At 69.5% G+C, this 12,332-nt stretch carries 11 protein-coding genes; 3 read left to right on the forward strand and 8 right to left on the reverse strand.

The window, feature by feature from the left end; genetic code table 11:
* Nucleotides 1-85 precede the first annotated feature (85 nt).
* Both ACQHII_RS18655 and ACQHII_RS18660 read left to right on the forward strand, forming a co-directional pair.
* Entirely contained in the window at nucleotides 86-1,006 is a 921-nt protein-coding gene (locus ACQHII_RS18655; RefSeq protein ID WP_427920360.1) for an AEC family transporter, read from the forward strand.
* A 112-nt stretch (nucleotides 1,007-1,118) separates the two neighbouring features.
* Nucleotides 1,119-1,259 carry a hypothetical protein gene (locus ACQHII_RS18660; RefSeq protein WP_427920361.1) on the forward strand — a complete coding sequence of 47 codons (141 nt, stop codon included), beginning with the start codon at nucleotides 1,119-1,121 and terminating at the stop codon, nucleotides 1,257-1,259.
* Nucleotides 1,260-1,309: 50 nt separating this feature from the next.
* Here the strand turns inward: ACQHII_RS18660 and ACQHII_RS18665 are convergent, their stop codons facing one another.
* The 8 genes from ACQHII_RS18665 to ACQHII_RS18700 all read right to left on the reverse strand — a co-directional run bounded on the left by ACQHII_RS18665 (nucleotide 1,310) and on the right by ACQHII_RS18700 (nucleotide 11,254).
* The gene (locus ACQHII_RS18665) at nucleotides 1,310-2,587 is read right to left on the reverse strand and encodes a thymidine phosphorylase (protein ID WP_427925348.1); all 1,278 of its coding nucleotides are present in this window, start codon (nucleotides 2,585-2,587) and stop codon (nucleotides 1,310-1,312) included.
* Nucleotides 2,588-2,684: 97 nt separating this feature from the next.
* The gene (locus ACQHII_RS18670; protein WP_200712802.1) at nucleotides 2,685-3,095 is read right to left on the reverse strand and encodes a cytidine deaminase; all 411 of its coding nucleotides are present in this window, start codon (nucleotides 3,093-3,095) and stop codon (nucleotides 2,685-2,687) included.
* A complete protein-coding gene (locus ACQHII_RS18675; RefSeq protein ID WP_427920362.1) occupies nucleotides 3,092-4,354 on the reverse strand; it encodes an ABC transporter permease in 1,263 nt (420 codons plus the stop codon). Before ACQHII_RS18675 ends, ACQHII_RS18670 begins: the two co-directional genes overlap by 4 nt.
* Entirely contained in the window at nucleotides 4,351-5,478 is a 1,128-nt protein-coding gene (locus tag ACQHII_RS18680; protein ID WP_427920363.1) for an ABC transporter permease, read from the reverse strand. Before ACQHII_RS18680 ends, ACQHII_RS18675 begins: the two co-directional genes overlap by 4 nt.
* Nucleotides 5,475-7,094, reverse strand: coding sequence for an ABC transporter ATP-binding protein (locus ACQHII_RS18685; RefSeq protein WP_427920364.1), 1,620 nt, complete (start codon nucleotides 7,092-7,094; stop codon nucleotides 5,475-5,477). Before ACQHII_RS18685 ends, ACQHII_RS18680 begins: the two co-directional genes overlap by 4 nt.
* Nucleotides 7,095-7,379: 285 nt before the next feature.
* Nucleotides 7,380-8,438 (reverse strand): BMP family lipoprotein, encoded by a 1,059-nt coding sequence (locus ACQHII_RS18690; protein ID WP_427920365.1) that lies wholly within the window; start codon nucleotides 8,436-8,438, stop codon nucleotides 7,380-7,382.
* Nucleotides 8,439-8,691: 253 nt separating this feature from the next.
* Nucleotides 8,692-9,738: a BMP family lipoprotein gene (locus ACQHII_RS18695; RefSeq protein WP_019066914.1), complete on the reverse strand. Its 1,047-nt coding sequence runs from the start codon at nucleotides 9,736-9,738 to the stop codon at nucleotides 8,692-8,694.
* Nucleotides 9,739-10,015: 277 nt separating this feature from the next.
* Nucleotides 10,016-11,254 (reverse strand): M20 family metallopeptidase, encoded by a 1,239-nt coding sequence (locus ACQHII_RS18700; RefSeq protein ID WP_427920366.1) that lies wholly within the window; start codon nucleotides 11,252-11,254, stop codon nucleotides 10,016-10,018.
* A 304-nt stretch (nucleotides 11,255-11,558) separates the two neighbouring features.
* Between ACQHII_RS18700 and ACQHII_RS18705 the strand changes: the two genes are divergently transcribed.
* On the forward strand, nucleotides 11,559-12,254 hold the full coding sequence (locus ACQHII_RS18705) for a class I SAM-dependent methyltransferase (protein ID WP_427920367.1): 696 nt from the start codon (nucleotides 11,559-11,561) through the stop codon (nucleotides 12,252-12,254).
* Nucleotides 12,255-12,332 lie beyond the last annotated feature (78 nt).

The raw sequence follows: 12,332 nt of genomic DNA on the forward strand, positions 1-12,332 counted from the left end.
AGGTTTGCTGTATGCCCCACGGATCAGCTCCGCCCTGGATACCTGACGCCCTCCCGCGCGCCGCGACCCCCGCCGAGGAGGCGCCGTGCAGGGGGTGTTGACCGGGTTCGCGGTCATCGGCGTCGTCATCGCCGTCGGCTATCTGCTCGGCCTGCGCGGCTCCCTCGGGGAGAACGGCCGGGACGTCCTGACCAGGCTGGCCTTCAACGTGGCGTCCCCGGCCCTGCTGTTCACCACCCTCGCGCGGGCCGACCTCTCGGTGGTCTTCTCCAGCTGGCTGCTCGTGACGGTGCTGAGCACGGCGGCGGTGGCGGGCGTGTTCGTGGCGGTGGGCGGGGCCCGCGGCTGGGGTGTGGGCCGTACGACGATCGGCGCGCTCTGTTCGAGCTACGTCAACTCCGGCAACCTCGGCATCCCGATCTCGGTGTACGTCCTGGGCAACGCGTCGCTGGTGGCACCGGTGATGCTGTTCCAGCTCGTGGTGGTCAGCCCGCTCGCCCTCACGATCCTCGACCTGTCGGACCGGGGCGACAAGGATCCCTGGTGGCTGCGGCTGCTCACGCCCGTGCGCAATCCGGTCGCGGTCGGCTCCCTCGCCGGGGTCGCGGTGGCCGCCTCCGGCGTGCATCTCCCGGGCCCGGTGATGGACCCCCTCACCCTGATCGGCAACATGGCGGTCCCGGCCGTACTCCTCGGTTTCGGCATCTCGCTGCGCGGAAGTGCCGTGCCGGCACGTGGCGTCGAGCGGTGGCCGGTGCTGCTGTCGGTCGCCCTGAAGTCGGTGGGGCAGCCGGCGATCGCCTGGGCGCTGGCGGCGGGGGTGTTCGGCCTGCACGGCGCGGCCCTGCTCGACGTGGTCGTGACCTCGGCGCTGCCCGGTGCGCAGAACCTGTACACGTACGCGAGCCGTTACCGCGTGGGCGAGGCACTGGCCCGGGACTCGATCCTGCTGTCGACGATCCTGTCGGTGCCGGTGCTGGTGGTGATCGCGGCGCTGCTGGGGTAGCCGGGCCGGTCCCGGAGCAGCCCTGGAAACCCGGGTCGATCCCAAGATCATCGGGGCGATCGCGGCCCGGAACAGACTGGTCATCGAGCAGGTCGGCCCCGATTTCGCCGCCATGGGCTGGTCCCACACGGAGCCGAGCGCGGCGATGTGGAACAGCGCCGTAGTCGAAGCCGCCATCCTGGAGCTGGACGGCGGCGGTCGGCGACCGGAAGTCCGGGCGGCGCTGGAACAGTTCCTCCAGGTGCCCAAGTAGGCGGAAGGGGCCGGGACTTGAAAGCCCGGCCCCTCAACCCCACTCCCGGATCAGGCGATGCGCTCCAGCACCACCGGCGAAGCCGTGAACGAGGTCCCCTCGGCGCCGATGTCGTACGAACCCTCGACGGCCTCCAGCGCGTACGTGAAGCGCTCCGGGGTGTCGGTGTGCAGGGTCAGCAGGGGCTGGCCCGCCGTCACCGCGTCGCCGGGCTTGGCGTGCATCTCCACTCCCGCACCCGCCTGCACCGGGTCCTCCTTGCGCGCACGCCCCGCGCCGAGACGCCAGGCGGCGATGCCGATGTCGTAGGCGTCGAGGCGGGTGAGGACACCGGACGTCGGGGCCGTCACCACCTGGCGCTCGCGGGCCACCGGCAGCTCCGCGTCCGGGTCGCCGCCCTGGGCCGCGATCATCCGGCGCCAGACGTCCATCGCCGAACCGTCGGCCAGGGCCTTCGCCGGGTCGGCGTCCTTGATGCCGGCCGCGTCGAGCATCTCGCGGGCCAGCGCGATGGTCAGCTCGACGACGTCCGAGGGGCCGCCGCCCGCCAACACCTCGACGGATTCCCGGACTTCGAGGGCGTTGCCCGCCGTCAGGCCGAGGGGGGTCGACATGTCCGTCAGGAGCGCGATCGTCTTGACGCCGTGGTCCGTGCCCAACCCGACCATCGTGGACGCCAGTTCACGCGCGTCCTCGATCGTCTTCATGAACGCGCCCGTGCCGACCTTCACGTCCAGGACCAGGGAACCCGTGCCCTCGGCGATCTTCTTCGACATGATGGACGAGGCGATCAGGGGGATTGCCTCCACCGTGCCGGTGACGTCCCGCAGGGCATACAGCTTCTTGTCCGCCGGGGCCAGGCCGTCGCCCGCCGCGCAGATGACCGCTCCCGTGCCCTCCAGGACCGACAGCATCTCCTCGTTGGAGAGCAGTGCGCGCCAGCCGGGGATCGACTCCAGCTTGTCGAGGGTGCCGCCGGTGTGGCCGAGGCCGCGGCCGGAGAGCTGCGGGACGGCCGCGCCGCAGGCGGCGACCAGCGGGGCCAGCGGGAGGGTGATCTTGTCGCCGACGCCGCCCGTGGAGTGCTTGTCGGCGGTCGGGCGGGAGAGGGACGAGAAGTCCATGCGCTCGCCGGAGGCGATCATCGCGGCGGTCCAGCGGGCGATCTCGGAACGGTTCATGCCGTTGAGGAGGATCGCCATGTTGAGGGCGGCCATCTGGTAGTCGGCCACCTCCCCGCGGGTGTACGCGTCGATGACCCAGTCGATCTGCTCGTCGCTCAGTTCACCGCGGTCCCGCTTGGTACGGATGACGGAGATGGCGTCCATCGAGACTTGCGCCATGGCTTGGCTTTCCTTCCGAACGTTCTGAAAATGCGCGGCCCCGCCGAGCAGGGTGGACCAACTCAGCGGGGCCGCACGGGAGTTACCTGGTGAGATGGTCCGGCCCGAAGGCCTGCGGGAGCATCTCCGAGAGCGGCAGGACGCCCGCCGGTGTCTCCACCAGCAGACCGGGACCGCCGAACTCGTACAGCAGTTGGCGGCACCGGCCGCACGGGACGAGGATGTCGCCCTTGCCGTCGACGCAGGTGAAGTGCGTCAGCCGGCCGCCGCCGGTGCGCTGGAGGTCGGACACGAGCCCGCACTCCGCGCACAGGCCGAGGCCGTACGACGCGTTCTCCACGTTGCAGCCGGAGACCGTGCGGCCGTCGTCGACCCGGGCGGCGACCCCGACGGGGTAGCCCGAGTACGGCGCGTAGGCGTGGGACATCGCCTCCCGCGCCTCGGCGCGCAGTTCGTCCCAGTCGACGGCCAACTCGGCGGCGGGCGAGGTCACTTGCCCTGTCCCTTCCGGTACGGCAGGCCGTCCGCCTTCGGCATCCGCAGATGCTGTGCGGACAGCGAGAGGACCAGCAGGGTGACGATGTACGGGCTGGCGCCGACCAGTTGGGTCGGGACCTGGTCGGTGGTGGCGTACCAGACGAACATCAGGGCCGCGACGGCGGCGGTGATGCCGGCCGGGACGTACCGCTTCTTCCAGACCAGGTAGCCGACGCCGGCGACCAGCAGGAAGCCGAGCAGCAGGATCAGCGCATGGACGTTGGTGGCGCCGCCGCGCAGGTTGAGGCTGTCGGTGTAGCCGAACAGGCCCGCGCCGAGGGCGAGTCCGCCCGGCATCCAGTTGCCGAAGATCATCGAGGCGAGGCCGATGTAACCCCGGCCGCCGGTCTGGCCGTCGAGGTAGACGTTCGAGGCGACGATCGACAGGAAGGCGCCGCCGAGGCCGGCGAAGCCGCCGGAGATGATCACGGCGAGGTACTTGTACTTGTAGACGTTGACGCCGAGGGACTCGGCGGCCACCGGGTTCTCGCCGCAGGAGCGCAGGCGGAGGCCGAAGGCCGTGCGCCACAGGACCCACCAGGTGGCGGGGACCAGGGCGACCGCGATGACGGTGAGCGGGGAGAGGTTGGTGACCAGACCGCCGACGAGACCGGCGATGTCGGAGATCAGGAACCAGTGCTTGCCGTTGAGCGTGTCCAGCCAACTGGAGAGGCCGGGGATGTCGAAGTTGCCGAGCGAGTCGATGGGTGGGGACTGCTTGGCGGAGCCCTCGGAGGTGTTGGCGAAGGTGAACTTCGACAGATAGCGGGTGACGCCGAGCGCCAGGATGTTGATGGCGACACCGGAGACGATGTGGTTGACGTTGAACGTCACGGTGGCGACGGCGTGCAGGACGGCGCCGAGGCAACCGCCGAGGATGCCGAAGACGACACCGGTCCAGGGGCCCCACTGGTAGCCGGCCCAGGCGCCGAACCAGGTGCCGAGGATCATCATGCCTTCGAGGCCGATGTTGACGACGCCCGCGCGCTCGGCCCACAGACCGCCGAGACCGGCGAGGCCGATCGGTACGGCGGCGCGCAGGGCCGTGGACATCTGGCCGGTGGAGGTGATGCCGTCCGCGCCGGTGATGAGGCGGACGATCGAGGTGAGGATCAGCGCGCCCGCGATGATCAGCAGGAGCACGGGAAGGGAGAATCGGCGTCCGCCCTTGCCGGGCTGCTTCGCCTGCGGCTTGGCGATGGTCGCGGTACTCATCGGGCCGCCACCTCCTTCTTCTCGGAGTTGTTCCGGGCGGCGGCGGCGAGTTCGGCGCCGACACGGCTCTGCTGGCGGCGCAGGCCCCAGGTGCGGACGACCTCGTAGGAGATGACGACCGCGAACACGATCAGGCCCTGCATGATCGTCGCGATCTCCTTCTCGTACGCGACCGGGGTCGCGTAGTCGAGGGCGGGCGACGCCTTGTCGAGGAAGGCCCACAGGAGGGCGGCGAGAGCGATGCCGCCGGGGTTGTTGCGGCCGAGGAGCGCGATGCCGATGGCGGTGAAGCCGAGGCCCTCGGGGAAGGTGAGGCTGTAGGTGTGGCTGTCGCCGAGCAGCAGCGGCAGCCCCGCGAGACCGGCGACACCGCCGGAGATCAGCATCGCGGTGAGCGTCATGCGCTTGGCGTCGACACCGGAGGCGGCCGCGGCGGTCTCGGACTCGCCGGTGGCGCGCAGGTCGAAGCCGAAGCGGGTGCGGTTGAGGACGAGCCAGTACAGGACGCCCATGATCACGGCGAGGAAGACCAGGCCGTAGATCTCGCCGGTGTCCGCGCCCATGTCGATGCCGGGGATCCAGCCGGACTTCTTCATGATGCCGGTCGTCATGTTGTTGCCGACCTGGACGCCCCACGTGTCGGTCTGCGTGAGGTAGAGGATCAGGCTGGTCGCGATGGCGTTCAGCATGATCGTGGCGACGACCTCGCTGACCCCCCGGGTGACCTTGAGGACACCCGCGATGCCGGCCCAGAAGGCGCCGGTGAGGATCGCGACCAGGAGCAGCAGCGGCACCTGGAGGAAGGCGGGCAGGCCGACGTGCGCGCCGACCACGGCCGTCATCACGGCGCCGAGCCGGTACTGGCCGTCGACGCCGATGTTGAACAGGTTCATCCGGAAGCCGAGGGCGACCGCCAGGGCGGCGATGTAGTACATCGACGCCTGATTGATGATCAGCACCTGGACGTCCGAGTACCCGATCTGCTGGAGCATCAGGTGGTACGGCTCGATCGGGTTCTTGCCCGAGGCGAGCAGCACGACCGAGGTCAGCAGGATCGCCGCGACAAGCGCCATGACCGGGCCGGCCACGGCGAGGAGCAGCCGCTCCTTGTCGAACTTCTTCATCGGGCCTCGTCCTCCGGGGCGGTGTCGTCGGCGCCGTCTTCTGCGGACTCTTCGACGTGTTCGAGGTGACCGGACGCGGCGCCGGTCATGGCCGAGCCGAGTTCCTCGGGGGTGACGGTGGCCGGGTCGGCGTCGGCGACCAGCCTGCCGTCGTAGATCACGCGCAGGGTGTCCGACAGGCCGATCAGCTCGTCCAGGTCGGCGGAGATCAGCAGGACGGCGAGGCCCTCGCGGCGGGCCGCGCGGACGTGGTCCCAGATCGCGGCCTGCGCGCCGACGTCCACACCGCGGGTGGGGTGGGCGGCGATCAGGAACTTCGGTGTGTGGCTCATCTCGCGGCCGACGATCAGCTTCTGCTGGTTGCCGCCGGAGAGGGAGGCGGCGGTGACGTCGATGCCGGGGGTGCGGACGTCGTACTCCTCGACGATCCGGCGGGTGTCCTCCTGGGCGCCCTTGATGTCGAGCCAGACGCCCTTCGCGTTGGGTTTCTCGGTGACGTGGCCGAGGATGCGGTTCTCCCACAGCGGGGCTTCCAGGAGGAGGCCGTGGCGGTGGCGGTCCTCGGGGATGTAGCCGATGCCGTGCTCGCGGCGGCGGCGGGTGGCCCAGGCGGTGATGTCCTCGCCGAGGAAGACGATGGTGCCGGAGTCGGCGTTCTTCAGGCCGATCAGCGCGTCGATCAGCTCGGTCTGGCCGTTGCCCTCGACGCCGGCGATGCCCATGACCTCACCGGCGTTGATGGTGAAGGTGACGTCGTCGAGGACGCGCTTGGCGGCGCCGGCGGCGGTGTCGCCGACCAGTCCGCCGCCCACGGGCTCCGACTCGGCGCCGAGGGAGGCGCCGGCGGCGTAGACGGTGAGGTTCTTGACCTCGATGACGGGCTGGTCGGTGACCGTCGACTCGGCCGTCTCGGGGGTGGGGAGTTCGCTGCCGACCATCATCTCGGCGAGCTGCCGGGAGGTCGTCTCGGCGGGGACGGCCGTGCCGACCGTGGTGCCGCGCCGGATGACGGTGATCTCGTCGGCGACCGACAGGACCTCGCCCAGCTTGTGCGAGATGAAGATGACGGCGAGGCCCTCGGACTTCAGCTCGCGCAGGTTGCTGAAGAGGGCGTCGACCTCCTGCGGGACCAGGACGGCGGTGGGCTCGTCGAGGATCAGGGTGCGGGCGCCGCGGTAGAGGACCTTGAGGATCTCGACGCGCTGGCGCTCGGCGACGCCGAGGTTCTCGACCAGGACGTCCGGGCGGACGTTGAGGCCGTAGCGGTCGGAGATCTCCTTGATCTTCTTGCGGGCGCCGCCGCCGATGCCGTAGAGCTTCTCGCTGCCCAGGACGACGTTCTCCAGGACGGTGAGGTTGTCGGCGAGCATGAAGTGCTGGTGGACCATGCCGATGCCGCGGGCGATGGCGTCGGCGGGCGACGAGAAGGCGACCTGCTCGCCGTCGACGGCGATGGTGCCCTCGTCCGGCTTCTGCATGCCGTAGAGGATCTTCATCAGGGTCGACTTGCCGGCGCCGTTCTCGCCGACGAGGGCGTGCACGGTGCCTTTTCGGACACTGAAGCGGATGTCGCTGTTGGCGACGACACCGGGGAAGCGCTTGGTGATCCCGGCCAACTCGACCGCGGTCGACTGTGCGGTGAGCGGAGGGCTGCTGGACGCGTCGATGGCGAACTCTCCTCGTGGAAAGGGGCCTCTCTACGCGCGTAGCGCCCCTGCTTTAAATAGTGCCCAGACCTGACCGGCTTTGTTCGGCATCCATCGCCGTCCGATCCGTTCCGAGCATTCTGCCGCGCGAACGGGGCGTGGCGAGCCATCCTCCCCACGCCCCGTTCCGTGGCCGTAACGCTGCCATTACAGCGCTCTTTTGGCCATGGTCGTAACCGGCCTACGACCGCTGGTTCAGGAGGTCTTGACCGTGATCGAGCCGTCCTTGATGCCGGCCTCGGCCTTCTTGAGGGCGGCCTGGAGGGTGGCGTTGTTCTTGAACGTCGGGTTGGAGTCGGCCAGGCCGACGCCGCCGTTGCTCAGCGAGCCGCGGATCTCGCCGCTGAGGGGCTTCTTGTCCTTGATGACGGACTTGGCGAGGTCGTAGACCGCGCCCTGCACGTTCTTCAGGGCCGAGGTGAGGATGTACGGCTTGTAGGCGGCGAGCGCCTTCTGGTTGTACTGGTCGGAGTCGACACCGATCGCCCACACCTTGTGCGCGGCGGCGGCCTTGATGACGCCCTGGCCGGAGAGGCCCGCGGCGGCGTAGACGACGTCCGCGCCGGCCTCGATCTGGCCCTCGGCCGCGCTCTCGCCCTTGTCGGGGCTGGAGAAGCCGCCCTCCTCGGCGGTCTGGGTCAGGTACTGCGACTTGACCTTGACGCCCTTCTTGGTGTCGGCGACACCTTGGGCGAAGCCGGCCTCGAACTTGTGGATCAGCGGGACGTCCACGCCGCCGACGAAGCCGACGGTGTTGGTCTTCGTGGTGAGCGCGGCGGTGACGCCGGCCAGGTAGGAGGACTGCTCCTCGTGGAAGACCATGTCGGCGACGTTGTCGGCCTTGATGGTGTTGTCGTCGATGATGCCGAAGGTGATCTTCGGGAACTTCGCGGCGGCTTCCTTGACGGCGGGCGCGTAGGCGAAGCCGACACCGATCACCGGGTTGTAGCCGGAGCGGGCCAGCGTCTCCAGGCGCTGCACCTTGTCCGCGTCGGACTCGCCGTCCTGCGGCTCCACGTCCCGGCCGCCGACGCCGAAGTCCTTCTCGGCCTTGGTGAAGCCGGCGTACGCGGCGTCGTTGAAGGACTGGTCGCCCTTGCCGCCGACGTCGTAGGCGAGGCCAATACCCTTGGAGGTACCGCTGCTGCTACTGCTGCTGGTGGACGAGCTGGACGAGCTGCCACAGGCGGAGACGGTGACGGCAAGTGCTGCGGTTGCAACGCCTGCAACGGCGATACGGGACACCCGGCGCATGGAACGAGACTCCTTCGTGCAAGCGCCCCAACCAGGCGCTGGTTCCGTCGCAGAGTAACGCGCGTAGACATGGTGGAGAACCCCAACTTGCCAGAGCGTTATCCGACCGTTTTGAACCTTTGCCAAACGCCAAGCACCCGGATGGCGGACACGGAGAACGGACACGGAGAACACGGGGAGCCCCGGGACCGTTTCGGTCCCGGGGCTCCCCGGTGTCGGCGTCAGGAAGACGGCCAGGAAGGCAGTGTCACCCTCACTTGGTCGTGGTGGCGACCGTGACCTTGCCGTCGATGATGTCCTGCTTGGCCTTGTTCACCGCGGCCACCGCGGCGGTCATGGCCTTGTACTTCGGGTTGGTGTCGGAGAAGCCGACGCCGTCGTTGTCGAGGCCGTAGCGGATCACGCCGGTCTTGGGCTTGCCCTCGTACACGGACTTCACCAGGTCGTAGACCGCGCCGCCGACGTTCTTCAGCGCCGAGCCCAGGATCGAGTCCTTGTACTTGGCGAGCGCCTTCTGCTCGTACTGGTCGGAGTCCACTCCGATGGCCCACACACCCTTGGCGGAGGCCTCGGAGATGACGCCCTGGCCGGAGAGACCGGCGGCGGCGTAGATGACGTCCGCGCCCGCCTCGATCTGGCCGCTGGCCGCGTCCTTGCCCTTGTCGGGGCTGGAGAAGCCGCCCTCGGCAGCGGTCTGCGTCAGGTACTGCGACTCGATCTTGATGCTGGGGTTGACGGACTTGGCGCCCTGGTCGAACCCGGCTTCGAACTTGTGGATCAGCGGGACGTCGACGCCGCCGATGAAGCCGATGTGGTTCTTCTTGGTCGCCTTGGCCGCGGCGACGCCCGCCAGGTACGAGGACTGCTCCTCGTGGAAGACCAGGTCGGCCACGTTGGCGGCCTTGTCCTGCTCGTCGTCGATGATGCCGAACGTGATGTTCGGGAACTTCGCGGCGGCCTCCTTGACGGCGGGCGCGTAGGCGAAGCCGACACCGATGACCGGGTTGTAGCCGGCCTGGGCGAGCTGCTCCAGGCGCTGCACCTTGTCCGCGTCGGACTCGCCGTCCTGCGGCTCGATGTCGCGGCCGGTGAGGCCGAAGTCCTTCTCCGCCTTCTGGAAACCGGCGTAGGCCGCGTCGTTGAAGGACTGGTCGCCCTTGCCGCCGACGTCGTAGGCGAGGCCGATGCCCTTGCCGGTGTACTTGCCGGACGAGGACGACGAACTGTCGCTGGCCTTGTTGGCATCCTTGCTGGAGCTACCGCACGCGGTAGCCGCGAGGGCGATGACCGTGACGGCCACCGCGGCTTGGGAGAACCTGGTCCTCCGAGATGTATGACGCACAGCAAGCACTCCTTCGTCCTCACGGCACCGTCACCGGACCGCTTCCCCAACGCGCCGCCTCTGTGGCGATTTCCGCGCACAGTAACGCGCGTAGACGAGGAGGGGAACGGGGTTTCTCCTTGCCGTTACCGGATCGTGCCGCCACCGCGTTACGTTCACGCGCCGGTGGTTACACCCGGGTGACACAAGGGGACGTAGGGGTACCGAACGGGCACCTCTACGCCCCCCGTCGCGCTCAGAGAGCCGCGTCGATCAGCGCGGCGGCGGTGAACAGCTCCACGCCGACCGTGATCGCCGACTCGTCGGCGTCGAAGTCGCCCTGGTGGAGGTCGCGTACGGTCCGCTCCCCCGGCGTCCGCACCCCGAGCCGGGCCATGGCACCCGGCACGTGCTCCAGATACCAGGAGAAGTCCTCGCCGCCCAGGCTCTGCTCGGTGTCCTCGACGGAGAGCGGTCCGCGCCGGGCGACCATGGCGTCCCGCAGCAACTCGGTCACGAGCGCGTCATTGACCACGGGCGGCACCCCGCGCACGTAGTCGATCACCGTCTTGGCCCGGTGCAGCCCGGCGACCTCGTCGATCGCCGCGTGCACGATGTCGGGCGCCCGCCGCCAGGCGTCGAGATCGAGACACCGTACGGTGCCGGACAGCTCGGCGTGCTGCGGAATCACGTTGGGCGCGTGACCGGACTCGATCCGCCCCCAGGTCACGGACACCCCGCTCCGCGCGTCCATCCGGCGGGCGACGAGCGCGGGCACGTCGGTGGCGACGCGGGCGGCGGCGGTGACGAGGTCGGTGGTGAGATGCGGCCGGGCGGTGTGCCCACCGGGCCCGTCGAGCGAAACCTCCAGCCGGTCGCATGCGGAGGTGATGGGCCCGACCCGCAACCCGATCCTCCCGCTGTCCACCTTCGGATCGCAGTGGACGGCGATGATCCGGCCGACCCCCTCCAGCACCCCGCACTCGATGGCGTCGGCGGCGCCGCCCGGCAGGATCTCCTCGGCGGGCTGGAAGAGCAGCCGCACCGGCCGGGGCAGCAGCCCCTGCTCGTGCAGCCGGGCCAGCACGAGGCCGGCGCCGAGCACCACGGTGGTGTGCACGTCGTGGCCGCAGGCGTGGGCGCGGTCGGGCACGGTGGAGCGGTACGCGCAGTCACTCTTCGTGTCCGGGATGGGCAGGGCGTCGAGGTCGGCGCGCAGCGCGAGCATGGGTACGCCGCTCTCGCGGGGCCCGATGTCACAGACGAGGCCGGTCCCGATGGCGAGCACACGCGGTTCGAGACCGGCCTGCTCCAGCCGGGTCTTGATCGCGGCGGTGGTCCGGAACTCCTGATTGCCCAGCTCGGGATGCATGTGCAAGTCCCGGCGGAACGCGACGAGTTCGGCCCGCAGGTCCTCGGGCAGGGTGCCCGGGAGCACATTCCCGACGGATTCGGCCTCGGACTCTGCCTCGGATGCCTCGGACTCTGGTGACATCAATTGCTTCACCCTCTGAAGGGTAGGGCGCCCGGGTGGTCAACTGACCCTCGATCAACAAAAGTTCAACCCGTTAGACGAAGAAAATCTGACCGCCGACCGCATGGCTGCTCGCTGGGGTGGGTATGCTCCCTGCTTCCTCTGGCATACCACGTCCCATCGAGCCCCAGCCTGTCCCGTCCGTATCCCGGAATCCTCACGGCCACGCGACGTTACGGCTACACAGCGTGGCGGTACCGGGGGTTGGCGGGAAGCGGATCTCCCCGGCTTCTCGGGTCGTCGCCCCTTGCTAGGGTCCGCCGACGTGACCGACGACTCTCACGCGAACGCGCCCACGGACTCCGCGGACTTCATAGAGGCCACCCGCTCCTCCTACGACACGATCGCCCCCGCGTACAGCGCGGAACACCCCGACGGCCTGGGCGACGGCCCCCTCGAATCGGCCCTGCTGACCGCCTTCGCGGACCTGGCCCGTACGACGGCTCCCGACGCACCGGTGGCCGACGTGGGCAGCGGCCCCGGCTACGTGACGGCACGCCTGAACACCCTCGGCGTCCCGGCCTTCGGCATCGACATCTCCCCGCACATGGTGGCACTGGCCCGCGAGGCCCATCCCCAACTCCGGTTCGAGGTCGGCTCGATGACGTCCCTGGACGTACCCGACGCGTCCCTGTCCGGCATCATCGCCCTCTACTCCACGATCCACATCCCGGACCCCGAACTCCCGGGCGTCTTCAAGGAGTTCCACCGGGCCCTGCGCCCCGGCGGCCACGTACTCCTCGCCTTCCAGGCCTCGGACGGCGAACACATCCACATGACGGAGCGCTACGGCCTGGACATCTCCCTCGACTACTACTTCCGGACTCCGGGGGAGGTCGCCGGGTTCCTCACGGAGGCGGGGCTGACGCTGGACGCGCAGGTGCGGGTGGAGCCGCGGGGGGCGCAGAGGCTGGGACGTGCTTTCGCGCTGGCTCACAGGCTGGGGGAAGTTGCGGGGTAGCGGTCGCCTTTCAGGGCGTCGACGAAGGCAGAAAAGGCTGCGGCCGGGACTTCAGAGTCCCGGCCGGATACGCAGGGG

The organism is Streptomyces sp. cg40 (genome assembly GCF_050320165.1).
GTDB classification, from domain to species: domain Bacteria; phylum Actinomycetota; class Actinomycetes; order Streptomycetales; family Streptomycetaceae; genus Streptomyces; species Streptomyces hokutonensis.